The organism is Halodesulfurarchaeum sp. HSR-GB (assembly GCF_031432215.1).
GTDB lineage: Archaea > Halobacteriota > Halobacteria > Halobacteriales > Halobacteriaceae > Halodesulfurarchaeum.
This window is the reverse complement of the sequence record NZ_JAVKGN010000001.1, coordinates 800,225-826,233: the sequence shown is the minus strand read 5'-3', so window position 1 is coordinate 826,233 and position 26,009 is coordinate 800,225. Positions and strand designations below refer to the sequence as shown.

At 65.4% G+C, this 26,009-nt stretch carries 24 protein-coding genes; 3 read left to right on the top strand and 21 right to left on the bottom strand.

Annotation, left to right across the window (positions count from 1 at the left end; all coding sequences use genetic code 11):
• Positions 1–73 precede the first annotated feature (73 nt).
• From RH831_RS04470 to RH831_RS04440, 7 genes are all read right to left on the bottom strand, one after another.
• Complete coding sequence (locus RH831_RS04470; RefSeq protein WP_310553063.1) at positions 74–1,129, bottom strand: 4Fe-4S dicluster domain-containing protein; 1,056 nt, start codon at positions 1,127–1,129, stop codon at positions 74–76.
• Positions 1,126–3,963: a molybdopterin-dependent oxidoreductase gene (locus RH831_RS04465; RefSeq protein ID WP_310553062.1), complete on the bottom strand. Its 2,838-nt coding sequence runs from the start codon at positions 3,961–3,963 to the stop codon at positions 1,126–1,128. The genes RH831_RS04470 and RH831_RS04465 overlap by 4 nt, the downstream gene beginning before the upstream one ends.
• Complete coding sequence (locus RH831_RS04460) at positions 3,960–4,139, bottom strand: hypothetical protein (RefSeq protein WP_310553061.1); 180 nt, start codon at positions 4,137–4,139, stop codon at positions 3,960–3,962. The genes RH831_RS04465 and RH831_RS04460 overlap by 4 nt, the downstream gene beginning before the upstream one ends.
• The gene (locus tag RH831_RS04455; RefSeq protein ID WP_310553060.1) at positions 4,136–5,449 is read right to left on the bottom strand and encodes a cytochrome b N-terminal domain-containing protein; all 1,314 of its coding nucleotides are present in this window, start codon (positions 5,447–5,449) and stop codon (positions 4,136–4,138) included. Before RH831_RS04455 ends, RH831_RS04460 begins: the two co-directional genes overlap by 4 nt.
• Positions 5,446–6,027 carry a Rieske (2Fe-2S) protein gene (locus tag RH831_RS04450; RefSeq protein ID WP_310553059.1) on the bottom strand — a complete coding sequence of 194 codons (582 nt, stop codon included), beginning with the start codon at positions 6,025–6,027 and terminating at the stop codon, positions 5,446–5,448. Before RH831_RS04450 ends, RH831_RS04455 begins: the two co-directional genes overlap by 4 nt.
• On the bottom strand, positions 6,020–6,574 hold the full coding sequence (locus RH831_RS04445) for a hypothetical protein (RefSeq protein WP_310553058.1): 555 nt from the start codon (positions 6,572–6,574) through the stop codon (positions 6,020–6,022). Before RH831_RS04445 ends, RH831_RS04450 begins: the two co-directional genes overlap by 8 nt.
• A gap of 189 nt (positions 6,575–6,763) precedes the next feature.
• A complete protein-coding gene (locus tag RH831_RS04440; protein ID WP_310553057.1) occupies positions 6,764–7,027 on the bottom strand; it encodes a hypothetical protein in 264 nt (87 codons plus the stop codon).
• Between the two features lie 71 nt (positions 7,028–7,098).
• On the opposite strand from RH831_RS04440, the gene RH831_RS04435 reads away from it, so the two are divergent.
• Positions 7,099–8,145, top strand: coding sequence for a zinc-dependent alcohol dehydrogenase family protein (locus RH831_RS04435; protein WP_310553056.1), 1,047 nt, complete (start codon positions 7,099–7,101; stop codon positions 8,143–8,145).
• Here the strand turns inward: RH831_RS04435 and ribB are convergent, their stop codons facing one another.
• From ribB to twy1, 3 genes are all read right to left on the bottom strand, one after another.
• On the bottom strand, positions 8,146–8,817 hold the full coding sequence (gene ribB / locus RH831_RS04430) for a 3,4-dihydroxy-2-butanone-4-phosphate synthase (RefSeq protein WP_310553055.1): 672 nt from the start codon (positions 8,815–8,817) through the stop codon (positions 8,146–8,148).
• Positions 8,801–9,508 (bottom strand): DUF120 domain-containing protein, encoded by a 708-nt coding sequence (locus RH831_RS04425; RefSeq protein WP_310553054.1) that lies wholly within the window; start codon positions 9,506–9,508, stop codon positions 8,801–8,803. The genes ribB and RH831_RS04425 overlap by 17 nt, the downstream gene beginning before the upstream one ends.
• 66 nt (positions 9,509–9,574) lie before the next feature.
• Positions 9,575–10,495, bottom strand: coding sequence for a 4-demethylwyosine synthase TYW1 (gene twy1 / locus RH831_RS04420; protein WP_310553053.1), 921 nt, complete (start codon positions 10,493–10,495; stop codon positions 9,575–9,577).
• An 89-nt stretch (positions 10,496–10,584) separates the two neighbouring features.
• Here twy1 and argS point away from each other — a divergent pair, with 89 nt between their 5' ends.
• The gene (gene argS / locus RH831_RS04415) at positions 10,585–12,339 is read left to right on the top strand and encodes an arginine--tRNA ligase (RefSeq protein ID WP_310553052.1); all 1,755 of its coding nucleotides are present in this window, start codon (positions 10,585–10,587) and stop codon (positions 12,337–12,339) included.
• Here the strand turns inward: argS and RH831_RS04410 are convergent, their stop codons facing one another.
• Positions 12,340–13,281 carry a MinD/ParA family protein gene (locus RH831_RS04410; protein WP_310553051.1) on the bottom strand — a complete coding sequence of 314 codons (942 nt, stop codon included), beginning with the start codon at positions 13,279–13,281 and terminating at the stop codon, positions 12,340–12,342.
• Positions 13,282–13,380: 99 nt separating this feature from the next.
• The gene (locus RH831_RS04405; RefSeq protein ID WP_310553049.1) at positions 13,381–14,541 is read right to left on the bottom strand and encodes a DHH family phosphoesterase; all 1,161 of its coding nucleotides are present in this window, start codon (positions 14,539–14,541) and stop codon (positions 13,381–13,383) included.
• 118 nt (positions 14,542–14,659) lie between these two features.
• Between RH831_RS04405 and prf1 the strand changes: the two genes are divergently transcribed.
• A complete protein-coding gene (prf1, locus tag RH831_RS04400; protein WP_310553048.1) occupies positions 14,660–15,913 on the top strand; it encodes a peptide chain release factor aRF-1 in 1,254 nt (417 codons plus the stop codon).
• A gap of 12 nt (positions 15,914–15,925) precedes the next feature.
• Here the strand turns inward: prf1 and RH831_RS04395 are convergent, their stop codons facing one another.
• The 9 genes from RH831_RS04395 to RH831_RS04355 all read right to left on the bottom strand — a co-directional run bounded on the left by RH831_RS04395 (position 15,926) and on the right by RH831_RS04355 (position 26,006).
• Complete coding sequence (locus tag RH831_RS04395; RefSeq protein ID WP_310553047.1) at positions 15,926–18,613, bottom strand: PAS domain S-box protein; 2,688 nt, start codon at positions 18,611–18,613, stop codon at positions 15,926–15,928.
• A gap of 80 nt (positions 18,614–18,693) precedes the next feature.
• Positions 18,694–19,083, bottom strand: a complete 390-nt coding sequence (locus RH831_RS04390; protein ID WP_310553046.1) for a DUF6276 family protein — start codon at positions 19,081–19,083, stop codon at positions 18,694–18,696.
• A gap of 37 nt (positions 19,084–19,120) precedes the next feature.
• On the bottom strand, positions 19,121–19,789 hold the full coding sequence (locus tag RH831_RS04385; protein ID WP_310553045.1) for a V-type ATP synthase subunit D: 669 nt from the start codon (positions 19,787–19,789) through the stop codon (positions 19,121–19,123).
• A 23-nt stretch (positions 19,790–19,812) separates the two neighbouring features.
• Positions 19,813–20,868, bottom strand: coding sequence for a methionine synthase (locus RH831_RS04380; RefSeq protein WP_310553044.1), 1,056 nt, complete (start codon positions 20,866–20,868; stop codon positions 19,813–19,815).
• A gap of 45 nt (positions 20,869–20,913) precedes the next feature.
• Complete coding sequence (locus RH831_RS04375; RefSeq protein ID WP_071933455.1) at positions 20,914–22,314, bottom strand: V-type ATP synthase subunit B; 1,401 nt, start codon at positions 22,312–22,314, stop codon at positions 20,914–20,916.
• Positions 22,314–24,059 (bottom strand): ATP synthase subunit A, encoded by a 1,746-nt coding sequence (locus tag RH831_RS04370; RefSeq protein ID WP_310553043.1) that lies wholly within the window; start codon positions 24,057–24,059, stop codon positions 22,314–22,316. Before RH831_RS04370 ends, RH831_RS04375 begins: the two co-directional genes overlap by 1 nt.
• Complete coding sequence (locus RH831_RS04365; protein ID WP_070365628.1) at positions 24,056–24,391, bottom strand: V-type ATP synthase subunit F; 336 nt, start codon at positions 24,389–24,391, stop codon at positions 24,056–24,058. Before RH831_RS04365 ends, RH831_RS04370 begins: the two co-directional genes overlap by 4 nt.
• Positions 24,388–25,434 carry an ATP synthase A1 subunit C gene (gene ahaC / locus RH831_RS04360; RefSeq protein WP_310553042.1) on the bottom strand — a complete coding sequence of 349 codons (1,047 nt, stop codon included), beginning with the start codon at positions 25,432–25,434 and terminating at the stop codon, positions 24,388–24,390. Before ahaC ends, RH831_RS04365 begins: the two co-directional genes overlap by 4 nt.
• The gene (locus RH831_RS04355; RefSeq protein ID WP_310553041.1) at positions 25,431–26,006 is read right to left on the bottom strand and encodes a V-type ATP synthase subunit E; all 576 of its coding nucleotides are present in this window, start codon (positions 26,004–26,006) and stop codon (positions 25,431–25,433) included. Before RH831_RS04355 ends, ahaC begins: the two co-directional genes overlap by 4 nt.
• Positions 26,007–26,009 lie beyond the last annotated feature (3 nt).

The window sequence follows — 26,009 nt, the reverse complement described above, 5'->3', positions numbered from 1 at the left end:
CGACGAATTCCAGTCGTCATTCGTCGAACAATCTCCAGGTAACCGCCCTGGCGAGCTCGACGAATTCCAGTCGTCATTCGTCGAACACCTCCAGACGGTATTTCTGCGCCGGATTGTTGCTCGTCAGAATCTCCATCACCTCGCTGCTCCCGCCACGGTTCACCTTGGCCCGTTCCCGCTTGAGTGTCTCCAGGGCGTCGTGGACCTGGTCGCCGAAGAGATCCTCCAGGTATTCGGTCGGGATGCGGTCGATGTCCGTCGTCTCACCTTCCTCGTCAATCTGTGGCGGGGCGTCGAAGGGTGGGATGTAGAAGACGTTCGGCGAGGTCTGATACTCCGGATGGAGCGGGATCGCAACCTCGTACTGTTCGACCAGCTTGTAGATCGGGCCCTGTCGGTCGTCGAGGTAGCCGACCAGCCGGAGCTGGGTCGGGCACTCCTCGGCACACACCGGGCCGTGCACCTCCCCGTCGGGACCCTCACCCTCCAGGCGGGGGTAGCAGAAGATGCACTTCTCGGAGGCCTTCTTCGCGGCGTTGTAGTAGACCTTCTTGTAGGGACAGCCCTCCACGCAGTACCGGTAACCCCGACACCGCTCCTGGTCCACCAGGACGATCCCGTCCTCGGCACGCTTGTAGATCGCCTGGCGAGGGCAGGCCTCCACGCAGGTCGGGTGCGTACAGTGATTGCAGATCCGCGGCATGTAGAAGTACTGCGAGTTGGGGTGCTTGCCCGAGCCCTGGTCCTCGTCCCAGTTCGGGCCCCAGTCGGGCGCACCACCTTTCGGGGCGAGTTGTTCTGTGCTCGGGGAGTGAAGGGCCTCCTCGTAGTTGAACTCCCAGGCCTCCCCGTAATCGGATTTGCTGGGCATCTCCCCGTCCTCGACGGCGGAACGTTCTGGGGACTCCCAGCCGCCGCCCTGCTGCTCCCAGTCTCTGGGATAGCCCCGACCGGGTTTGGTCTCCACGTTGTTCCAGTACATGTACTCCTGGCCGTCACCCTCCGTCCAGGTCGTCTTGCAGCCGATCGTGCAGGTCTGACAGCCGATGCACTTGTTGAGGTCCATCACCATCGCGACCTGGTGGTTGATTCCATCCGCGAGGTCGACGCTGAGGTCCTGGGCAGTCATTGCCCGTCACCCCCCTGTTTCTCGACCTCGACACGCGCGTCGCTGTTCACCCCGGTCGGGCCCCAGAAGTTGGGGAAGAAATGGAGGTGTTCGCCCGAATCGGCCGGGTACTGCACGAGTTGGGTTGGTTTGAGCATCATCGTGACCACCGTGTTGAAGTTCCCACCCTCGGCGAACTGGTAGTCCTCCCAGCCGTGGGTCATCTTGACCGTCCCCTCCTGCGCGCTGGGGTAGATCTTCGCGATCGCCGAGATCTCGTCGGCCTCGTTCCGGGCCGTGATCCGGTCGCCGTCCTCGATCCCCCGTCGCTCGGCGTCGTCCGGGTGGATGTAGAGCACCGGTTCGCCCCGGTTGAGCCGAAGCATGTACTTGTCGTCCCGCCAGGTCGAGTGGATGCCCCACCGGGGGTGGTGAGTGTTGAACCGAAGCGGGTATTTCTCCGGGTCCTGCTCGTCGACTGCACCCTTGTGAGTCGGGAGTTCCTCGCCGAGTTCAAGGAACCAGTCGTGGTCGATGTAGTACTGCTGGCGACCCGTGAAGGTCGGCCAGGGCTCCTTGTCCTGGACGAAGTCCATCCAGGGCGTGTAGGTCTTATCCTCCTCGAGGGGCGAGGTCCAGTGGTCACCAGCCGCCTCGAAGCGCTGGGGCTGCTCGACCGTGTCCTCGAAGGTAATCTCCCCACCGTCGTCCGGATTGGACTCCGTGGAGTTCTCCAAGACGAATTCCGCACCGTCCCGGGCAGTCTCCAGGGCCCCCTCCTCGCCGGTAAACCAGTCCCGAACGTAGTCCTCGTGAACCGACTGGAGGTCGATCTGCCGGTCGAACGAGCGGTCATCGATGGGGCCCAGATCGCGTTCCCGGGCCTTCTGTTGGATGCGCTCGGCGAGCAGGCGAAAGATCTCCCAGTCGGATTTGGACTCCCCGAGTGGTTCGATCGCCTTGGTGAACGGATGCACGTACGTGTGCATGTCCGTCATCGAGAGGTCGTCCTTCTCGTAGTTCGAGGAAGAGGGCAAGACGTAATCCGAGAACATCGCCGTCGTGTCCATCCGGTAGTTGATGTCCACGACCAGATCGAGTTTCGGCCAGAGGTTCTCCCGGACCGCCATGCCGCCTTTGGCCTGGTTGTAGTAATTCGCCCGCCAGACGAAGAAGATGCTTGGGTCGGGGCGGGTCCCATCGGACCGCTCTTCGGGATACAGCGGCATCCAGTCCTTCGAAACCGACTCCTCGATGCGTTCGGCCAACTCCGGCTGTTCCTCGGTGATATCGGCGTGGTAGTAAGTCCACAGCGTCGTGGGCATCCCCCGAACGTTCCCGGTCGGGAACGAGAGGTTCTTCCAGCCGTTGAACGTCCAGATCTTCTCCTGGCCGACGTAGTGGTCGAAACCGGTCCCGCGACGACCGATGTGCCCGGTCAGGGTGGTCAGAAGCTGAATCGCCCGGTTGCCCAGGTCGTTGTGATACCAGTCGTTGACCCCCTTCCCGTGGATGATCTTCCCGCGGTCGGCCTCGGCGAACTCTCTGGCGACTCGCTGGACCGTCTCCTCGCCAACGCCGGTCGTCTCGTAAACCTCCCCAGGCGTATACTCCGCGAGTTTTTCCCGGAGTCGTTCCCACACGGACCGGACCTCGACAGTCCCGTCGGTCGTACTGACTGTCCGGTCCACCGAGAGTTGTGGATCGAAGTCGAGTTCGATCGACGCGTCGGCGTCGTACTTCCCCGCCCGGTCCCCCAGCGACGCGGGGGCCTTCCGGAGCGACCCGGTTTCGTCGACCATGACCATGACCTTCTCATTGCCCGAGACGCCGTCGACCTCCGCAGCCCGGAGGAACTTCCCGGTGTCCTCCCGGACCAGCAGGGGCATGTCTGACTGCTCTTTGAGGTGCTCGGCGTCGTAGAGTCCCTCTTCGACGATGGTCCGGGCCATCCCCAGGGCCAGCGCGGCGTCAGTGCCCGCATCCGGGGAGAGCCACTCGTCGGAGTGGATCGCCGTCTGGGAGTAGTCCGTGAAGATTCCCACGGTCTTCGCGCCGTCGTAGCGGGCCTCCAGGTAGTACTTCGCGTCGGGGATGCGGGTGATGTCGATGTTCGAGCCCCAGGCGATGATGTAATCCGAGTGGTACCAGTCAGCGCTCTCGGCGTTGTCGGTCTGGTGGCCCCAGGTGATTGGTTCGCCCGGCGGCAGGTCGGCATACCAGTCATAGAAGGAGTGACTGACCCCACCGAGGAGGTTGAGCAGTCGGCTGCCACTAGCAAACGAGACCGGGGACATCGCCGGGATCGGTGTGAACCCGCTGATACCGTCGTAGTGCCCGGTCGTGACCTCCTCGAGTACCTTCTCGGAAATCTCGTCGATGGCGGTATCCCAGTCGATCCGCTTCCACTTGCCCTCGCCGCGCTCGCCGGTCCGCTTCAGCGGGTATTTGACCCGCTGGGCCCCGTGGACGTAGTTCTTGTAACAGGCCCCCTTGTTACAGCCCCGGGGGTTGGAGTCCGGGACGTCCTGGCTGATCCGCGGATAGTCCCCGGCCTGTTCCTCGCGGAAGACCTGGCCGTCCTTCACGTAGACGTCCCAGGAGCAACTGCCGGTGCAGTTGATGCTGTGGGTGCTACGACCGATCGAGTCCCAGTCCCATTCATCGCGATAGAGGTCCTCCCACTCGCGATAGGGGTAGTTACCGATCGGGTCCTCGGCGACCTGTAACCCGTCTAGCTCCGAGAGTGATTGTGCCGTGCCGACGCCGGTCGCCCCGATGGCGGCGGCCGCGCCGATACCTTTCAGGAAGTCGCGTCGTCCGGTCGTGCTGTCGTCGGTGTGTTCGTCTTTCATGAAGTAGCCTCCGTACAGATGGCGGTACAGCCCCCAAGCAGGACGCCGGCGAGTGCCAGCGCCAACCCGGGTGCCGTGGCGATTCCCGTCTCGAGGGCCCCGGCCAACAGGGCGACACCCCCGAGTTTCGTGAGGCGATCGAGCCACCGATACTGGCGGGTTGAGACGGTACTCATCCGTTCCCTCCGGTCCCCGTATCCACGATCACATATGTCACCACGCCCGCCGCGATCGGGACGACCAGGATCGCCACGGCGAGGATGGGATTCAACACGTCCGTCGAGATGCCCAGCGCGCCGCCGAACAGGTTGTTCATGCCTGCCAGCGAGGCCACGAGGACCAGGGCGATCCCCGCGATTCCGATCGCGGTCCGCTTGGGGGCGGCAAGCGGGTCGGCGGTGAAGTGTTTCGGCCCCGGGTCCGACTCGATGAACGGCCAGAGCACGACGACACCGATCACGAGTGTCGGGAGCACGAGCGCCCCCAGGAACTCCGCCGAAAACTCGACGCCGGCGACGCTGAAGGCCATCCAGCCGGGCAGTACCTTGAGGAAGCCGTACAGCCACATCAGGAACCAGTCCGGCATCACCAGCCCGGGCGTACTCGCCGGGTCGTTGGGCCCGTACGCGACGATGTTGTGCACGGGCAGAAAGCCCGCGAGCAGGGAGAGCACCCCGGCAGTGAGGAAGAAGACCACGGCCCCAACCGCGGCCTGGTTCGGGTAGGCCGGTAGCCCGAGCACGACCGACTCGTCGTCCTGATCGACGTCCGCAGCGGCGGCCTCGGAACTGCTGCGCTCGCCCTCGGTGTGTTTCTGTTTGACGAGTACGAGCATGTGGACCACCAGCAACCCCACGATGAGCGCCGGAATGAGCAGGACATGGAGGAAGTAGAGTCGGGGGATCGCACCAGCCGAGGGGAACTCCCCGGCGAAGACCAGTTGGGCCAAAAAGTCCCCGAAGATCGGGACCGAGGCGGCGATATTATACCCGATTCCCGTGGCCGTCGAGGCGAACTCGTCGAATGGCAGGGCGTATCCGGTGTAACTCGCAGCCATCGCGAGCACCGCGAGCAGCGAACCGATTACCCAGTTGATCTCCCGCGGGTTGCGGTAGGCCCCGTTGAAGTACACCCGGAACATGTGCAGGGCGATCGAGGCGACGAAGAGGTGGGCCGCCCAGTGATGGAGCCGCCGAATGAACATCCCGAATGGCACCCCGTAGGTGATGTGCAACACGCTCACGAAGGCGGCCGGCAGCTCCTCGCCCTGGAACTGGTCGACGACGCCGTTGTAGGCCACGTCGACCGTGCTGGGCTCGTAGAAGGCCCCCAGAAAGATCCCGCTCAGGACGATGATGACGAAGGAGAAAAGCGCCACCTCGCCCAGCAGGAACGAGTCCTCGGCGGGGAAGGCCTTGCCCAGCAGTCCCTGGTTCTCATCGAGGTGCAACCGATCGCTGAGCCAGGACAGTGCGCCCACGCTCACTCACCCCCGGGACCGATCGGTCCCTCGAAGTTCTCTGTCGCCATCAGGAACCCGTCACTCGACAGCGTGATCGGGAGCTGTGGCAGCGCCCGTGGCGCGGGACCACCGGTCACTTCCGCTCCCTTCGTCGGGTCGAACTTCGCGAAGTGACAGGGACAGACGAAGGTGCCATCGTCCTCCGTCTCCGAGACCATACACCCGGCGTGGGTACAGACCTTCGAGTAGGCGGCATAGCCGTTCACGGTGAACGCGAGTTCCGTCGGGGACCCGTAGGCCGATTCCTCGTAGCGCACCAGGAGTGTCGGGGCGTCCTCTACCCCCGGGTGGGTCTCCGGGAAGACGGTTATCTGCTCGCCGAATTCGAGCGCCGTCGGCCTGATGCGCTCCCCGTTCTCGTCGACGAGGTAGGTGCCCTCCGTGTAGACCTCACCGGTGAACGCCCGGGAGAGTACTTTAGTCAGTCCGGTCGCAGGGGCCGCGAGGGCCAGCGCGGCCGAAACGCCCCCGACCCCGAGTGCAGCTTTCGCGACTTCGCGCCGTTGCCATCCGTCCGTCGAATCGTCTCTCTTTTCACCCATGATATCGCTCCTCCGCGACTGTCACTTCCGGCAGGAACCAGGCCGAGTAGGCGGCCGTTGCGCCAGCGAGCGTCAAGAAAATGCCACCGACGTACAGGCCGACGTATTGCGTCCGGGCCAGGGTCACAAACTCCATGACCGTCAACCCGGAGAGTGCCACCGTCCCAAGCATGAGGCCGAGAATGACAGCGAGACCATCGGCGCTCTCTGGGGCGGCCCCGTACGAGGCGAGCCATCGATGCTCCGTCTGGAACCACGGTGCGGGGTCCTCGGGATCCGCCGTGCCCCCCGTGCCGTGCATGGCCCGGTGGAGGGCGGCGAGTATCGCCATCAACACCCCGAGGACGAGGAAGATGATGACTCCCACTTGCGCGGGCGTGAACGCCGCGGGCGTCTCCAGGATCGGCTGGAGCGGCCGCATGTCGGTCTGGCTCGTGTCGATGCCGACTGCGCCCGCGTGCTCGCCGGGGGCCTGGATGGCGGCGAACCAGGTCGGGGCCAGCACCACGGCCACGAGTACCAGGATCGCGAGAGTCCGCCGGCGCATGGATCAACGCTCACCGCGACCGGGAGGCTGGCTCGCGGGCGATGTATCCTGTCCGATCGAATCGACTGGCGCGTAATACGACCGTGTGACTGGTCGCTGTCTGGCGGTGCCCATACAGAACGATAGGCGAAATCAGCGGGTACCGCCTGGGCCGGATATTACCGGGGTTTTTAACGCCCCAGAGTGCCCCTACAGGCGGTCCGCCAGATCCTCGAGGCCCGTCACGAGCGAGTCCAGGTCTTCGGTCTGGCAGAGTTCGACGGCCTGATCGTAATCCTCGATGAGGACCTCCTCGCCGCCGATGGTCCTCGCCCGACTAACAGTCCCCTCCAGGAGCACGATCGAGTCCGCCTCACGGAGTCTGGCGACTTTCCGGATCGTATCACCGGGTGTGCCGGGGCGGGTCAACAGGACCGATTCGGCGACCGATTCAGGATCGACTGGGGCGTCCATGTCCAGTCGTGATCGACCCACCGAAAAGAGCCTTCCCCCGCACTTTTCTCCTCGCCCCGTGATGGGAAGGCATGCGCGCTGCCGTCTACCGTGGGCCGGGCGAGATCGAGATCGAAGAAGTCCCACGGCCCCAGGTCGAGTCCCCGACCGACGCCGTCATCCGAGTCACCCACACCGCGATCTGCGGTTCTGACCTCTGGTTCTACCGCGGCCTGAGCGATCGTGAGGTCGGCTCGCGGGTGGGCCACGAACCGATGGGCATCGTCGAGGAGGTGGGCGAGGCAGTCACGTCGGTCGAACCTGGCGACCGGGTCATCGCCCCCTTCGCGATCAGCTGTGGCGAGTGTGAGTTCTGTCGGAAGGGGCTGTACACCTCCTGTGAGCAGGAGGAGTCCTGGGGCGAGGCAAACGGCGGCGGACAGGGTGAGTACGTCAAGACACCGTTCGCCGACGGGCATCTGGTTCGTGTTCCAGACCGCCACGCCGACGACGAGGACACCCTGCGCTCGCTCCTCCCGCTGACCGACGTGCTGGGCACCGGCCACCACGCAGCGGTGAGCGCCGGCGTCGACGCGGGCGATACGGTCGTGGTCATCGGCGACGGCGCAGTGGGGTTGAGCGGGGTGCTCGCCGCCCAGCGACTGGGTGCCGAGCGCATCATCGCCATGGGCCACCACGAGGATCGACTGGCCCTCGCCGAGGACTTCGGCGCGACCGAGACGATCACCGCCCGCGGGGACGCCGCCGTCGAGCGAGCCAGGGAGCTAACCTACGGCGGGGCTAACCACGTCATGGAGTGTGTGGGGGCCGGATCGGCCATGGACACCGCCATCGACGTGGCTCGTGACGGGGGCACGATCGGGTACGTCGGTGTGCCCCACGGTGTCGAAGAAGCGGGCCTGAACGTTCACGGGCTCTTCCGTGGCAATCTGACCCTCCAGGGCGGGGTTGCGCCGGTTCGAGACTACGCCGAAGAACTCATGGCCGACATCGTGGGCGGGACCCTCGACCCGTCGCCGATCTTCACGAAAACCGTCGATCTGGACGGTGTGCCGGAGGGCTATCGAGCCATGGACGACCGCGAGGCGATCAAAGTACTCGTCAAACCCTGGGAGTGATCAGGTGAAGGCGGCGATCAAATCTTTGCCGTCCACGTAGGGAATGCCGTGCTTCTCGGCGTAGGCCCGGGCGTCCTCGGTCTGGAGGGCCTCGCCAGTCTCGTCGTCGAGCATCTCACAGACGACCGCGGCCGGCGGGCGCCCGGCCTCGTGCGCCAGCGCGACGCCCATCTCGGTGTGTCCCTTCCGGTCGGAGAGGCCATAGCGTGAGGCCCGGAGCAGATGGACGTGGCCCGGTGCGCGGAACTCTCTGGGGAAGTCAACTGACTGCGGATCGGCCGCGGCCTCGCCCAGGCGACTAATCGTCAGGGCCCGATCCGCGTCCGTGATCCCGGTGTAGGTGTCCCGGTGGTTGACCGTGAGCGAGAACGAGGAGCGCTCGTCATAGCCCAGGTGATCGCTCTCCGCGACGGGATGATCGATCTCGTCGGCCAGGAACGGCAACTCGAAGGCGTCTGCCACCTCCGGGCCAAGCGCGACACAGATCAGGCCACCCGCGTCGTTGCGTAGCCGCGAGACCGCCTCCGGGTCAACGTCCGCCGCCGGGTAGACCATGTCGACCTCGCCCTCGCGGTCGTCGAAGTCGTGGATCAACACCGGCTGGCCGGCGGCAAACGCCTCGACGGCGGCCGCGACCGTTCCGGTCGAGGTTGGCTTATGCTGACTCGACATAGACACTCACCTCGTCACCGTCTAACAGCCCCAGTTCGTCCCGGACCCGCTCGGGCGCGATGATCTCTAGCTCCGCCGTGTCGTGGTGGGTCCGATCAGGCTCGATGACGTGGGCGCGCTCGAAGGTGTGCCCGTCCGTGGACTCGATGACCGCCGGATAGCAGGTGGCCCCGCCGTAGGTCCGTTCCTCGTCCTCCCAGGCGGTGATATCCACGCCCTCCAGGGAGGCCATCCCGGAGCGCTCGCGCTTGCTCGCGGCCGAGAGAGTGACGTTGAGCGTGCCCGGGTAGGGATCGTAGCCCAGTTTCTCCTCGAACTGGACCTTGTACCCCGGGAGCGTGACGTAGTGCCGTCCCTCGCCCATCCCGGTGGTGATCGTCCCCGCCAGGCTCAGGCTCCCCTTCTGCTCGAAGATAGCCCGGTAGTCCTCGTACTCGCGTTTGAGCAGCCCGATCCCCGTCTCGGTGAGTTCGACGAACTGGCCGTCCCCGACCTTCTCCCGGCTGATGCACTCGGCGTCCTCGAGGGCCTGAAGCCGCCGGGAGGCAGTCTGTGTGGAAACCTCGAGGTCCTCCCCGAGGGACCGACACGAGACTTTCACCTCCCCGCGATGGGCCCCATCGAGGGCCAGGCGTTTCAGCACGGCTAGCTCGTCAAAGCCGACGGCAAGCGTGCCGGCGTCGACTGACATACCCCGGAATTGGGCCCTCGGGCGCATAAGAATACCGGAACTGGAATGAATTCCAAAAATGGAACGCTACTCGGCCAGTGCCGGAACGACCGTCTCGGGGTCGGTCGAAAGCATGGCCACGTTCGAGGGCGGGGCTTCGCGGAGCACGTCGTAGGCCGGGAGGTGGTCCTGGACCGAGCGGGCGAAGTCCACAACCTCCTCGTGGTCGGGCATCGCCGAGCGGTCGAGCCGGTCCCTGGAGGTGCCGACGTGCATGTACCCCTTGATCTCGATGAAATCCGGGGCCGCCCGGCGGTACAGGTCGGCGTAGGCCGCCGGATCATGCATGTTCTCGCCGGCGACCAGCGTGGTCCGAATCGTCGTTCGGGAGTCGTGGCCCGCGAGCACGTCCAGGGATTCGTCGAGGGCGTCCCAGGCGGCCTCCTCGCGTGGCCGAACGACGGACTCGTAGGTCTCCCGGTTCGGGGCGTCGACGCTCACGTATAGCTGGGTCGGTTCGGCCGCTTCGAGCACGGTCGGTCGGGTCCCGTTGCTCACCAGGAAGGTGGTGAACCCCCGGTCGTGATAGGCCTCGATGAGTTCCGGAAGGTGGGGGTAGAGGGTCGGTTCGCCGTCAAGGCTGATGGCGACGTGCTGGGGATCGAGCGCTTCTTCGAGCCGTTCATCGGGCACGTCGTCGTTGCCACCAAAGCCCGAGAGGAGTTCCCGCTGGAGGTCGATCGATGCCTCGACGACGTCTTCGGGGGACTGCCAGTCGACACCGTCCAGTTCGTAGGTATGGCCGGCGTGGTCCCGCCAGCAGAACACACAGCGTTCGTTACACCGGACGATGGGGGTCATCTGGACACACCGGTGTGAACGGATGCCGTAAAAGCGGTGTTTGTAGCAGGTGCCCTCGCCGCGGAGGGCGTTTTTCGTCCAGCCACAGGTCTGGACCGCCGTATGGTCGACCGCGTGGTAGTTCGGCCCGGATACCTGCTGGGTCATCGAGCCTGTTTGGCCGTGAGCGGGCAAAAACGTACTGCCCCCGACCGACATGCAGAACCCCTATAGGCCGTGCCCGACACCCAACGCGTATGTTGATTGACTTCCGCGAGGAGGTCGAGTCCGCACTCGCCGGCGCGCTCGATTCCCTCGACCTGCCGGGCGAGGACCTCGGCATCGAGACCCCGCCCGAGGACGTCTCCGCGATTCTGGCTTCGAGTGTCGCCTTCCGACTCGCCGGCATCGCCGAGCAGCCGCCCCCCGCCGTCGCCGAGGACATCGCCGCAGCCATCGATGCCACGGATCTGACCTACGTCGGGTCGGTCGACACCCAGGGCCCGTACGTGAACTTCCACCCCGCCGAGGCCTACTACGAGGAGACCCTGGACGCGGCCCAGTCGGCGAGCTACGGGCACCGGCCCGAGAAAGGTGAGTCAGTCGTGGTCGAGCACACCAGCGCAAACCCGACGGGGCCGGTCCACGTCGGTCGGGCCCGAAATCCGATTCTCGGGGACGCCATCGCCCGGATCATGGATCTGGCGGGCTACGACGTCGACACCCACTACTACGTGAACGACGCCGGTCGGCAGATCGCCGTCTTCACCTGGGCCTACGAGACCTTCGAGGAGTCCGAGTTGCCCGAACCGGAGCGTGACAGCCCCGAATACGAGATGGTGCGATACTACCGCCGGGGGAACACGTTCCTGGAGGAGGGCCCCGAGGACGAGGTCGAGGCCGCCGAGGCGGAGATCCAGGCGATCATGCAGGGGCTGGAACGTGGCGAGAAGACGGCCTACGAGCGGGTGGGCGAGGTCGTCGACACGGTCCTCGCCGGGATGCAGCGCTGTCTCGAACGCCTCCCCGCGACCTTCGAGGAGTTCGTCAAGGAGACCCGATTCATCAAGGACGGGAGCACCGAGTCCGTCGCCACCCGCCTGCAGGAGAGCGGGCTGGCCTACGAGGACGAGGGGGCCTGGCACCTGGATCTGTCCGATCGCGGGTTCGAGAAGGACCTGGTCTTCATGCGATCCGATGGGACGAGTCTGTACACGACCCGGGATCTGGCCCACCACGAGTGGAAATTCGAAAACTACGATCGGGCGGTGACCGTCCTCGGGGAGGATCACAAACTCCAGGCCAGACAGCTCCAGGCCGCCCTGGACGTGCTGGGCAACGACCCCACCCAGCTCACCGACGTGATCTACTCCTACGTGAACCTCCCCACGGGGAAGATGAGCACGCGGGCCGGAACGGGCGTGGACCTGGACGATCTGCTCGACGAGGCCGTCGATCGAGCCCGGGAGGCCGTCGAATCGCGTCTGGGCGATCGCATCCGGGACGACGAGTTGACCGAATCGGACGTGGCGAGAATCGCCGAGCAGGTCGGCATCGGCGCGGTCCGGTATGACATCGTCTCGAAACAGCCCAGCAAGCCGATCACGTTCAAGTGGGACGACGCCCTGGACTTCGAGGGCCAGAGTGCACCCTACGTGCAGTACGCCCACGCCCGGACCTGCGGAATCGTCGACGAGGCGGCCGGCACGGTGGAGCCGACCCCGAACGCCTCGTTGCTGCAGACGGCGGCAGAGCGAGACCTCCTGAAACGGATCGCCGCATTCCCGGCCCGGATCGAGGAGAGCGCCCAGGATCTAGAGCCCCACACGATCGCGACGTATGCCCGCGAGTTGGCGGACGCGGTCAACGTCTTCTACCGGGAGTGTCCGGTGCTGGGAGAGGGCGTCGACCCGGACCGGTCAGCGGCCCGGTTGGCCCTGGTCGTCGCGGCCCGCAACACGCTCGCGAACGCGCTCTCTGCGCTGGGAATTGCCGCCCCGGAGTCGATGTAATCAGCCCAGCAAGCCGCCAGTCAACCGCGAGAGAATAGATTGATCGTCGTCCTCGTCGTCCGGAGTTTCCGATTGGGATGTGATCGCGCCGCCGTTCGACGCAGTGCCGTTTGACGCCTCGACTGACTCGATCGTTGCGGCGATGCCGCTCTGTGGGTGTTCGGCCGGCTTACCCGGCTGGTCGATCTCCGAACCGGCTGGCTGGTCCGGGGACGACTCGCCCCAGGTGCGTGGCAACGGCTCGTCGAGCAGTCCGTAAGCGACCTCCCGGTAGGCCTGGGCTGCGGGACTCTCCCGGTCGATCGTCACGAGCGGGGTGCCCTCCCGCTCGCTCATCTGGACGGCCCCGTCCTCCGGCACCGAACCGAGCAGTGGGGCGCCGATTCGCTCCGCGACCTCTGCCGGGGACTGTTCGCCCGCCCCACCAGTGCGGGTCACGAGGACCCCTTCGATCTCGCCCAGCCGGTCGACCAGATCGCGGGTCTTGACCGCGTTCGTGATCGCCGCCTCGGTGGGGGTGCTCACCAGGACGACGCCGTCGGCCAGCCCGAGCGGGACGGTCACGTCGTGGCTCAGGCCCCCACCTCCGTCGAGCACGACCACGTCGTACTGGCTTCGTAACGCCGCGATCGCCTCGCCGAGTCCGGCGGGGTCGGCCCGGCCGAAGGCCGCGAGGTCACGGCTGCCGAGGACGACGTCGAACTCGCCCGCGTCCGTGATTGTGGCCTCGATTTCGGCCTCGCCGGCCAGCACGTCGTGGAGCGTGGGCTCCGAGGCCGCGACATCGAGCAGGTCGGCCAGATTCGCCATCCCCAGGTCGACGTCGACCACCACGACCGACCGACCGGCCTCGACGAACGCCGCCCCGAGGTTGATCGCGGTCGTGGTCTTGCCGACCCCGCCCTTGCCACTCGCCACGGCGTACACGTCGCCATCGGTCATCGGGGAATAGTCCACGTCTTCGACGTATAAAGGATGGGGCCGATCGGCCCCTGAACAGGCCACAGCACCGCTGACTTGTCGGTATGTACTATCGCCGAGTCACTGCTCGCCGGCGAGTACTGCAAAGAGTCGGTCGCCGAACTCCTCCGGAGAGACTCCATCCGAGGGGCCGAGCCCGTTCATGTGCTCGATGGAGAGTTGCCCCCCACCCATCCGGGAGTGACCCCCGGCACCCGCCATCGGAATGTCCGCGACGGCCTCCTGGAGGGCCCGTCCCATGTGGACACGGTCGTCCCGCGAGCGGCCAGAGAGGTGCAACCGGCCGTTCTTCTGGCCCATGACGACGACGGCGGTCACGCCCTCCAGATGAAGCAGTTCGTCTGCGGCCTGGGGAATGGCGTCCACGTTCGAGAGTTCGCCGACGTCGCTCACCGCGAACGGGCCCCGGACCTCGCGGTCCTCGATCGCCCGAGCCTTCACGTCGAGGACCTCGGCGTCGACCTCGGGGTGGGCGACGCGGTCGAGGATATCCTCGTCGATCGCGGGATAGAGAAACGCGCTCGCGTCGAATTCGGCCTCCGAACACCCCCGTGTGAGGTGGTCAGTGTCCGAGAGGACACCGTAGAGCAGCCCCGTCGCCACCTCGGTGGGAAGTGGCTTCTCGGCGTCCTCGGTCGCCGGCTCGAACCCCGCCGCCTGGAGGTATTCGACGAGAATCGTCGCGGCGGCCCCATAGTCCGGGCGGACGTCCGTGAATCGGCGTCCGGTGCCGTCTCCAGGGTGGTGATCGATCACGGCGATCGGGTCGATGTCGCTTGCGCCGTCGAACCCCCGGGCCGTGTTATGATCGACGAGGACCACGTCCTCGGGGAGGTCGGCGGCCGCCTCGATCGGATCGACCTGCATTTCGAGGACGGTGCGAAAGGCTCGGTTCTCCTGGTGGCGGATCTCCCCGGGGTACCGGAGCTCGGTTTCGACTCCCACGTCCGCGGCGAGAAGTTCGACACCCATCGCGGCGGCCATCGCATCCGGGTCGGGGTTCGGGTGCATGAGCACGGCGACCCGGTCGCGGCCTGAGAGCACCCGTTTCAATTTGAGCCCCGCCGCTCGGCGATGCCGGACGAAGAAAAACAGGAACACACCGAAAACGACGAGCGTGAGGACCGCGAGGCCGGCAGCCACCGGTGGGTTCGCCTCGACGAACCGCAACACCGAATCGGAGAGAGCACGAACTGCGCCCGGTAGCAGCGCTCCAGGCATCTGTGTACAGTCTCACGCTACCCCGTAATGAAGGTACACGAATTCCGTTGGTGACTGGTCGCTCTACCATTCCGGCCCTTTATTTGTCTTCGTCGTGGAGATTCAAGCAACAGATCACATGAGCGATGACTCCACCGGGGGCGAGGAACACTCCGACCGCCGGAAATACGAGTTCCGAAAGGTCATCGAGGACCTGGATGACCACACCGGCAGTGGCACGCAACTCGTGAGTATCTACGTCCCGCCGGATATGCAGATCTCCGACGTGGTCGCCCACGTCACCCAGGAGTACAGCGAGGCCTCGAACATCAAGTCGAAGCAGACCCGAACGAACGTCCAGGACGCCCTCTCCTCGATCAAGGCCCGACTGAAGTACTACGACACGCCACCCGACCGCGGCATGGTCCTGTTCTCCGGGGCCGTCGACGAGGGCGGGGGCCAGACGGACATGGTCACCGAAGTGCTGGAGAACCCGCCGGACCCGATCGAGTCCTTCCGCTATCACTGTGACTCGGCGTTTCTCACCGAGCCCTTAGAGCACATGCTCGCGGACAAGGGCCTCTACGGACTCATCGTCCTCGACCGCCGCGAGGCAAACGTCGGCTGGCTCAAGGGCAAGCGCGTCGAGCCGGTCAAGTCCGCCTCCTCGCTGGTCCCGGGCAAGCAGCGCAAAGGGGGTCAGTCCGCCCAGCGGTTCGCCCGCCTGCGCCTGGAGGCCATCGACAACTTCTACCAGGAGATCGCCGAGATGGCCGACGAGCTCTTTGTCCCCAAGCGCCACGAACTGGACGGCATCCTCGTGGGCGGCCCCTCGCCGACCAAAGACGAGTTCCTCGACGGCGACTATCTCCACCACGAACTCCAGGAGAAGGTCCTCGGGAAGTTCGACGTGGCCTACACCGACGAGTCCGGGCTCTACGACCTGGTCGACAAGGGCCAGGAGGCCCTGGCCGACGCCGAACTCACCCAGGACAAAAACGACATGGAGGAGTTCTTCAAGGAACTCCACGGTGGCAATCTGGCGACCTACGGCTTCGGCCCGACCCGGGAGAACCTCGTGATGGGCTCGGTCGAAACGTTGCTCCTCTCGGAGGACCTACGCAAGGAGGTCGTCGCCTATACGTGTCCGAACGGGCACACCGATCGCGAACTGATCGACCCGCGTCACGAAACGCCCGAGCACACCTGTACGGAGTGTGGCGAACCGCCCGAATCCGTCGACCGGGAGGACGCCATCGAGCACCTGATGGCCATCGCGGAACAGCGTGGCACCGAGACCCACTTCATCTCGACGGACTTCGAGAAGGGCGAGCAGTTGCTCACGGCCTTCGGCGGGATCGGCGGTATTCTGCGCTACCGGACCGGCGTCTGATCGGGATCGCTTTCAGTCCGGACGGGAGACGCCCCGAAATTCGAACCGGGCCCCACCAGCCTCGCTCTCGGTTACCGCAAGCTCCCAGCCGTGGGCGTCCGCGATCTGGGTGACGATCGAGAGCCCCAGGCCGTTTCCACTCGCCGATTCCGTGTGGCCGGTCTCGAACACCGCGTTTTGCTCCGCTTCGGGAATTCCAGCCCCGTCGTCCGCGACGTAAAAGCCGTCCTCGAGATCCCCGACGGTCACGGTGACCGCCTCGCCGCCGTGTTCGACGGCGTTCCGGAAGAGGTTCTCGAGCAGTTGCCGAAACCGGCTCCGATCGGCCAGGATGGTTCCAGTCGCCTCGACGGTGAGCGCTGCGGGGTCCGTGTCCACCTGCGTCCAGCAGGTCGCAGCGAACTCGGAGAGGGCGACGGGTTCCGCCTCGCTCGCTCCCTCACCGGCCCGGGCGAGTGCCAGCATGTCCTCGATGAGTTCCAGACTGCGGTCGACGCCGTCTTTCGCGGCGGTGAGGTGGTCGGTCGAGCCGGTCTCCCGGGCGAGTTCGATCCGGCCCTGGGCCACGTTCAGCGGGTTGCGAAGGTCATGCGAGACCACGCTGGCGAACTCCTCCAGACGGGCGTTCTGTCGGCGAAGCCGGTCTGCCTGGGCTTTGCGCTCGGTCACGTCCCGCACGATCGAGAGGACGGCCGGCTCGCCACGGAACGTGATCCGGCTGGCACTGACCTCGACCGGAAACGTCTCCCCAGTGGCAGTCCGGTGTTCGGTCTCGAAGACGTACTCCCCCTGGGTCGTGACCGTCTCGATTCGCTCCTCGACGTGTTCGGCTTCCGCCGGCACGTCCAGATCTGCCGGCGTCATCTCGGCGAGGTCGGCCTCGGTGTAGCCATAGCGTTCACAGGCCGCCTGGTTGACAAAGAGGAACGGTCCGTCCGTGGCGTGAACGAACACCGCGTCGTTCATCCGCTCGAGCACCGTTTCGAGTTCCCGCTGGCGCTCGCGCCGGTCGGTGATCTCCCGGTAGACCCAGAGATGGCCCCGACCCTCCGGGAGTTCGAGCGGGCGGTAGCTCCGTTCGAGCGTTCGGCCGTCGGCCAGCGTGAGTTCCTCGTGATCGACCGGCGTTCGGTTCCCGACCAGTTCGGTGATCCGGTCGGCAAACGTCTCGGGGGTGTCGAACTGTCCCTTGACTTCCTCGATCAGCGCCTCGCAATCCGCTCCCTCGACCTCGGTCGGTGAGCCCGGCATATCGAGCAGCGAGAAGAGTCGCTGGTTTGTCACCAGAACCGACCGGGACTCGTCCTCGACGAGGATCCCCTGGGGGAGGGTCTCGACCAGCTTCGAGAGGACCGCGTTCGTCCGTTTGAGATCTTCCTCCCGGGCTTTGGTGTCAGTGATGTCCTGGAGGGTTCCACGAACGCGGGTGACTGTTCCATCTTCGAGCTGCGGTTCGCCCCGCGCCCGGACCCACTTGTGTTCGCCCTGTTCGTCAACGACCCGGAGTTCGAGGTCGTACGGTTCGCCCTGGTCGATGGCCCGCTCGTAGGCCTCCCTGATCGTCTCCCGGTCCTCAGGGTGGAAGTACTCGATCCCCTCCCCGGGATCGGGTTCGTAATCGAGGGGCAGGCCGTAAATCCGGTTGACCTGCTCGGTCCACCAGCCCGTCTCGGCCACGACATCAGTCTCCCAGGCTCCCAGATCGGCGATCGACTGGGCCTGGTCGAACAGGTCCGTGAGGCGCTCAAGCTGGTCGATCTGGGCGGCGTTGCGTTCCTGCATCGACACCCGGTGGTACGCATGGGCAATCGACTCCCCGAGGTCGGAGAGCAGCGCGAGCTCCCGGCCGTCGAAGGCGTTCGGCCGGTCGGCATACACGTTCAGCACACCGTACTGACTCGTCTCGTAGGTCAGCGGGATCGCCGCGCTCGACCGGAAACCCTGTTCGAGGGCCGCCTCCCGCCAGGGCTCGTAGTTCGGGTCCTCGCGGATGTCCTGGACGACGGTCAGTTCACCCGCACGCAGGGCGCGAGCCGTCGGCCCCTGCACGAGGTCGCCCTCCTCGGCCGCGATCTCGATCGACGAGAGATACTCCGACTGGCTCCCGGCCGTCGAGCGTGGCTCGATGGTGTCGGTCGTCGCATCGAGGTCGCCGATCCAGGCAAACCGGTACGGATCCGCCTCGCTGAGGATCGAACAGACCTGTTCGTCGATCTCCGACCGGGTTTCGGCGCGGACGAGTGCCTCGTTTACCTCCCGGACGACGACGTTGATCCGCCGGGCCGCGGCCGCCTGGCGTTCGGCCCGGACCTGCTCGACTGCGTTTCGGATGCGATTGGCCAAAAGCGAGAACCGCTTCTCGCCGGGCCGTTTTTTCAGGTAGTCGGTGACGCCGGCCCGGATCGCTTCGCTGGCGACGACTTCCGAACCTTTCCCCGTAAAGAGAAGGAATGGGAGATCCGGATCCAACTCGCGGACGGCCGCCAGGAGTTCGAGCCCGTCCATCCCTGACAGTTTGTAGTCGCTCACGACACAATCGAACTGCGCGTCCTCGAGCATAGCGAGAGCTTCAGCCCCGTCGACAGCGGTTTCGATCCTGAACCGATCGTCCGCGGCTTCCAGCGCCTCGCGAAGCAGTGAGCCGAAATTCGGATCGTCGTCGACGTGAAGCACGACGATTTCCGGACTCGGCTCGGCCATGCTAGCAGTTCAGCGGCCAGTTATATAATTCGACTGGGAGCGGTCCACGGGACCGCTTTCGACAGCTTCGGATGCCCCACCTATAGCAGTTGATCGAGCTGGTGGCGTCGTCGGTCGATGTCGAAGTGGGGCTGGATCCGGCCGCTCGCGTCGAGCCGATCGAGCAACAGGAACACGTCGACACCTGCCTGTTCGGCCAGCCTGGCGAGTGCTTCGATCTCGCCGCGGTAGAGCGCGAGGGAATCGAGCAGTCCCAACAGCGACGCCGCGATCGCGCCGGCCTCCCCGGCGGGGAAATCGGTGAGGACCGCGTCGAAATCGGGTGGGTCGGTCGGCGGCTCCGCCAGTGGGGAGACCGTCAAACAGTCGGCACAGATCTCGGCCCCGGCGCGGTCGTCGGGACAGTGTGTACGGGCGCGATCCGGGATGGGGTACGCGACCGTCGGGCCGCCACAGTTCGGACAGGACATATCGAAGGGAGACCGCCGCCCGGGAAAACCCCGTTGTTCAGGACTCGGCTTCGGCCGCCGCCTCCTCTGCTTCCTTCTCGGCGGCCTCCTTGTTCGCCTTGATCTTCTTCATCCGGAAGATCTCCTCGCGTTCCTGCTCCTCGAGTTTCGACTCGATGTAATCTTTGGACTCGTAGAGGTCCGGGAGCAGAGTGAACTCCAGGGCGTTGACCCGACGCTTGGTGGTCTCGATTTCCGTGAGCATCTTCTTCATCGCGGTCTCGACCTCCGCGGCCAGGACGACCTGCTCCAGGAGGTCCTCGAAGGCCTCGGCGGTCTCGTCGATCCGGCCGCTCGTGCCCAGCAGGCCGTAGCCCCGCTCGTTCAGGTCCTTGCGGACCTTCGTGGACTCGATCTGTGGGACGACCACGCCCATGATGTTCTTCGACTCCACCGTGATCTCGGGGTGTTCCCGGATCGCCGCCGCGGCCCCGCGGACCGCGACGTCGCCCTCCATCGCCCGGGCCATGTCGATTTTCCCCTGGGCGTCCTGGTACTCGGTCTCCATGTCCGCCCGCACGTCCTGGGCCTGGTCGAGGATGTCCATGAACTCCATGATGAGGCCGTCACGCTTCTGTTCGAGCGTGTCGTGGCCCCGCTCGGAGAGGTCGATGCGGTCCTCGATCCGCATCAAGTTCTTCCGTGTGGGAGTGACGTCTGTGGCCATACGTGTGCTCCTTGCGCGAAGGGTTAACCGTTTTCGGACCGGTCCGTCCCAGCGGCCTCGATGTCACCGGCATCGAGTGCGGCCTCGACGTTCGCGGCGGCGGTGACCATGTGTTCGAGCTTCGTCGTCGCCGGTTCACGTTCGAGGGGCTTTAGCCCACAGTCCGGGGAGACGGTCAATTGCTCGGGCGAAAGGTACTGGAGCCCTTCCTCGATCCGCGCCTCGATCTCCGCGACGGATTCGGCCTCGCGGGACTGGGTGTCGATCACGCCGAAACCGATGTCCATCTCGAAGTCCCGGCCCTCGAAGACCTCGGCGGGATCGTCGGCGTCGGGACTGGCAAACTCCAGATCGAGTTCGTCGACGGGAAACTCGGCCATCTCGTCGGCCAGGTTCGCATAGTTGCCCGAGCAGACGTGGGTGCCAAAGCGGACGTCCTCGGGGACTTCCGCGGCGACCCGCGAGAGACACTCCTGGGCCAGTTCGCCGTGCGGGGACATTCCCAGCCCGGGTTCGTCGAGCTGGATCCAGTCCGCGCCGGCCTCGGCCAGCCGTCTGACCTCTACTGCAATCAGGTCCGCAAAGTCAAGCGCCAGGTCCTCGATCGAGTCATAGACCTCCGGGCTCGCGAAGGTTGCCAGGGTGAACGGGCCGGTCATCGTGACCTTCACCGGCCGGGTGGCAACCCGGTCCGCGAACTCGAAGTCCTCGACGAGCCAGGGTTCGGCCGTCGAGACCTCCTCGGTGACCCGGGGCATGCTCGCGTTCCAGTCGGCGTCGTCCCCCTCGCCGTCCGGGGCGTCGTAGCCCGTGATCACGTTCGTGAAGTAATCGACCATCCCCTCCCGTCGCATCTCCCCGTCCGTGATCGCATCCAGGCCCGCGTTCTGCTGGTCGAGGATCGCGGCCCGGGTCGCGTCGTCCTCGGCCTCTTCGCGGTCGGCCGGCTCCAGGTCCCCGGCCCCGGCGCCGGACCGAACGTAGTCCAGCCAGTCGGGCTGGGGAAAGCTGCCGACGACGGTCTTCAGGAGAAAGTGATCGTGGTCGTGATGTGGCGGTCGGAACTGCTCGCGTGTCATCTGCCCATGGCTACGCGAGGACCGGCACAAAAAGGTTCGCGTGGACTAGGCCTCGACTTCGCCGACGTCCTCGCGGTAGTACTCCTCGATGAACTCCTCGTCGATCCGGTTGAGTTCGGCCTTCGGGAACATCGACACCAGCTCCCAGCCGATGTCCAGGGTCTCCTCGATGGAGCGGTCGGTGTCGAATCCCTGATCGACGAACTCGTCCTCGAAGCGGTCCGCGAAGTCCAGATAGGTGTTGTCCCGATCGGAGAGGGCCTCGCGACCGACGATGTTCACCAGGTCGCGAAGGTCCTCGCCCTCCGCGTAGGCTGCATACAGCTGATCGGAGAGGTCGCCGTGGTCCTTGCGGGTGAGTCCCTCGCCGATCCCCTCGTCCATCAGCCGGGAGAGACTCGGGAGCACGTCGACCGGTGGCTCGATCCCCTGTGAGTTGAGCGAGCGATCGACGTAGATCTGTCCCTCGGTGATGTACCCCGTGAGGTCCGGGATCGGATGGGTGTCGTCGTCGCCCGGCATCGTGAGGATCGGGATCTGGGTGATCGACCCCTCCCGGCCCTCGATACGGCCGGCCCGCTCGTAGAGCTGGGCCAGGTCGGTGTACATGTACCCGGGGTAGCCACGTCGACCCGGGACCTCCTCCCGGGCCGCGCCGATCTCCCGCAGGGCCTCACAGTAGTTGGTCATGTCCGTGAGGATGACCAGAATGTGATAGCCCTTCTCGAAGGCCAGGTACTCCGCGGTGGTCAGGGCCAGCCGTGGCGTGATCGTCCGCTCGACCGCGGGGTCGTCCGCGAGGTTCAAAAAGAGCGTCGAGCGCTCAAGGGCGCCCGTGCGCTCGAAGTCGTTGATGAACTCGTTTGCCTCCTCGCGGGTGATCCCCATCGCGCCGAAGACGACCGCGAACTCCGATTCGCCCTCGCTCTCCTCCTCTTCTGGCACCGTCGCCTGGCGAGCGATCTGCAGGGCGAGATCGTTGTGCGGGAGCCCGGAACCGGAGAAAAGCGGCAGCTTCTGGCCGCGAACGAGCGTGTTCATGCCGTCCAGCGCGGAGATCCCGGTCTGGATGAACTCGCGTGGGTACTCCCGGGCGTAGGGGTTCATCGCCGCGCCGACGATGTCCTGGCGCTTGTCCGGGACGATCTCCGGCCCGCCGTCGATCGGCCGCCCCGAACCGTCCAGCACACGACCGAGAAGCCCCTCGGTTACGGGCATCTTGAGCGTCTCACCCAGGAAGCGGACCGACGCGTCCCGGCCGATCCCCTCGGTGCCCTCCATGACCTGGATGGCGACGACCTCGCCGGATGTCTCCAGTACCTGTCCCCGCTTTACCTCCCCGTCCGGCGTCTCGATCTCGACGATCTCGTCGTAGCCGATCGGCTCGTCGGTCTCGACGAACACCAGCGGGCCGCTCACGTCCGTGATAGTACGATATTCCTTCATCAGTACAGCTCCTCGAGCTGAGTGGTGATTTCCTCCTCGACCTCCTCGATGAACGGCTCCCAGTCCGCGGACGTGTTCATCCGGTTGAGTCGAGGCAGCGACTCGATGTCCGTGATCTCCTCGACGGGCACGCCTGCATCCAGAGCGTCGAAGGCGGCCTCGTCGAAGGTGTTGATCGCCTGGAGCATTCGGTAGGTCTTCTCCGGCGTACAGGAGGTGTCCACGTCGTGGAACGCGTTCTGCTGGAGCCAGGCCTCCCGGATGTACCGGGCGATCTCCAGGGTGAGTTGCTGGTCCTCCGGCAGGGCGTCCTTGCCCACGAGCTGCACGATCTCCTGGAGTTCGGTCTCCTCGTCCAGCGTGTCGATCGCCCACTGGCGAAGCTCCGGGAAGTCCCGGGCCACGTTCTCTTCGTACCAGGGGTCGAGCTGATCCCGATACAGCGAATAGGACTCGTTCCAGTTGATCGCCGGGAAGTGCCGGCGCTCGGCCAGGTCGGCATCCAGCGCCCAGAACACGTTCACGATGCGGAGGGTGTTCTGGGTGACCGGCTCGGAGAAGTCACCGCCGGGCGGAGAGACCGCCCCGATGACCGAGATCGAGCCCTCGGTCCCGTTGATGTTCTCGAAGTAGCCGGCCCGTTCGTAGAACTGGGCCAGCCGCGAACCGAGGTAGGCGGGATAGCCCTCCTCGCCCGGCATCTCCTCCAGCCGGGAGGAGATCTCGCGCATGGCCTCGGCCCACCGGGAGGTGGAGTCGGCCATCAGCGCGACGTTGTAGCCCATGTCCCGGAAGTACTCGGCCATCGTGATCCCCGTGTAGACCGAGGATTCGCGGGCCGCGACCGGCATGTTGGAGGTGTTCGCGATCAGCGTGGTGCGGGCCATAAGCGGGTTGCCCGAGATCGGGTCCTCCAGTTCGGGGAAGTCCTCGATGACCTCGGTCATCTCGTTCCCACGCTCGCCACAGCCGACGTAAACGACGATGTCGGCGTCGGCCCACTTCGCGAGCTGGTGCTGACTGACCGTTTTGCCGGACCCGAACGGCCCCGGAATCGCGGCCGTCCCGCCTTTCGCTAGTGGAAAGAGTCCATCAAAGATGCGCTGTCGTGAAACCAGGGGTTCGGTCGGTGTCTGCTTCTCGGCTGACGGGCGGGCGGTCCGAACCGGCCACTCCTGATGCATCGTGATCTCCTCGCCCGATGAAAGCGTGACGACGGGTTCCTCGACGGTGTAGGCGCCGGCTTCGATCTCGGTGACCTCGCCGCCCTCCGAATCGGGCGGTACCATGATCCGGTGGTCGATGGAGACGGTCTCCTCGACGATCCCGACCACGTCACCGGGCTCGACCTCGTCGCCTTCCTCGACTGTGGGTTCGAAGTCCCACTCCGTTTCGAGGTCGATCCCCGGGGCGTCGACCCCGCGGTCGAGGAACGCGCCCATCTCCGCTTCGAGGATCTCCAGGGGTCGCTGGACGCCGTCGTAGATCGAGTCGAGCAGTCCCGGCCCCAGATCGACCGTGAGCGGTTCCCCCGTCGACTCGACCGGTTCGCCCGGTCGAACCCCGGAGGTCTCCTCGTAAACCTGGATCGTCGTCACGTCGCCTTCGATCTCGATGACCTCACCCATCAGCCCTTCATCGCCGACGTACACGACGTCGTTCATCTGGGCGTCGAGGCCCGTGGCGGTCACGACTGGACCGCTCACGCTGTTGATTTGACCGTGTGCTGTCGTTGTTTCACTCATTGGGAATCCTCCTCGTCCATCAGGTCGATACCGATTGCCCGTTTGATCTGTTCGCGCAGGCCCGTCGCGCCCGCCGCCCCGCCTCCGAGCGTGACGAAGGTCGGTTCGATACTCTCGGAGACGATCTGCCGGGTGTTCGCGGAGAGGTGATCGAGATCCTCGGCGTGCATGATGATGATGCCGACGTCCTCCCGATCGTAAACCGCTTCGACGGCGTCGTCGAGGCGATCGTCTTTCTCCCCGTCCCTGACGTTCTCGAAGATGCGGACCCCGGCCAGCCGGAAGCCGGTCGTGAACTCGGGGGCCCCAATGACGGCGATTTCCTGGCTCATAGCATCACCAGTTCGTTCTCGATCGTCGACCGGTCGAGTCCGGTCTCCTTGCCGTGGGCGATAGCCCGGATGTTGTCCACTTCACGCTCCTTGGCGAGGATGTAGGCCAGGACCGGACAGACCGAAAGCGGGTAGACATGCGAGAGGCGATCCGCAAAGGAGAGCAGCGCCTCGTCGAGTGCCCGTTCGAACTGGGTGAGATTGGCCTCGGCATCCAGGGAGTCGATCGCCGGCCCGAGATGCTTGCTGTATCGGCTCTCCCGGAGGTGAGCGATCAACTGGTCCTGGTCGGTCGCCAGCTGTGCGATCTCCTCGCTGTCGAAGAGTCGGCCGCCCTCGATGAAGTACTCGCGAGGGTCGATCTCCGCGCCGGAGCGGACGATTCGGAGGACGTTTCGCACGTTCCGGAAGTCGATCTCGGTCTTGAGGAACTCGGCGTAGAGTGCCATCGGTCCCTCATCCGGGATCGGGCCCTCCAGCAGGCCCTCGTAGTACGCCCGGTCGATCGCGTTTTCCAGGGGAGTGAGCAGCCCGGTCTCCTCGTAATCGGGATAGGCCTCGACGACCGCGTCCCCGAAGGTCGTCTCCTCGATGATCTCGACGATAGCCTCGATGTCGGGGGCCGCGATCAGGCGGTCCAGAAACTCCGGTTCGAATTCGCCGGCGTCGATGAAGTTCTCCTCGATCTCCTCGTCCTCGGCGTCCGAAAAGCGTCCCCGGAGCACCGTCTTCAGGTTCCAGGCGTCGAACTTCCGCAGGTACCGGGCCACCAGTTCGTACAGTTCCCCCTCCGAGAACCGGAGCAGGTCGTCGAACTGCCGGGCGAGGTTCCGGTTCAGGGCGTACTCGATCAACTGGACGCCGCTGTACCGAGCCCCGAGGTCGTTGATCTCGGCTTTGTACGGGGACTCCTCCATGAAACGAGCGATGCCGCCCAGTCCCATCCCGAGCAATTTCCGGTAGTCCTCCTCGGCAAAAAGCGACGCACGTCGGTGCCGAACGCGGGCGACGACGTACTCGTAGTTGGCCGAGCGGTTCGTCATTGCTCCTCGAAGAGCACGTCACTCAACTCTTTCAGGTGCTCGTCCCAGACGGTCTCCAGGGTCGAGTCGAAGGTGTTGTCGACCCGGATCCGCCCGTCGCTGCCTTCGAGTACCACGCCGCCGAGACAGTCAGTCTCGCCGGCGAGTTCGAACCCGTCGTAGTCCTCGAGGAGGTCCTCGACGAGCGATTCGTCCTCGGGCCGGCAGTAGACGGCAGCCTCGTCGAACTCCGAGACGGCGTCGGCCAACAACGCCTCGGTGAGTTCGCGACGGTCCGCCTCGGGCAGGTCCTCGATCGCCGCTTCGACCCGATCGCGAACCGTCCCCAGCACGTCCCGTCTGGCTTCGAGTCGCTGCTGTTTGGCCTCGAGTTTCGCGCTCGAGAGACGTTGCTCGCGAAGGCGAGCGATCTCGTTCTCGGTTTCGGCTTCGGCCGTCTCGTGGATCTCCGCCGCCTCGGTCTCGGCCTCGGCCCGGATGGACTCGGCCTCCGCCTCGGCATCAGCGAGGATCTGTTCGGCCTGATCCTCGGCTTCCTCTCGGATGTCCGCGACGACCGTATCAAGACTCATTGG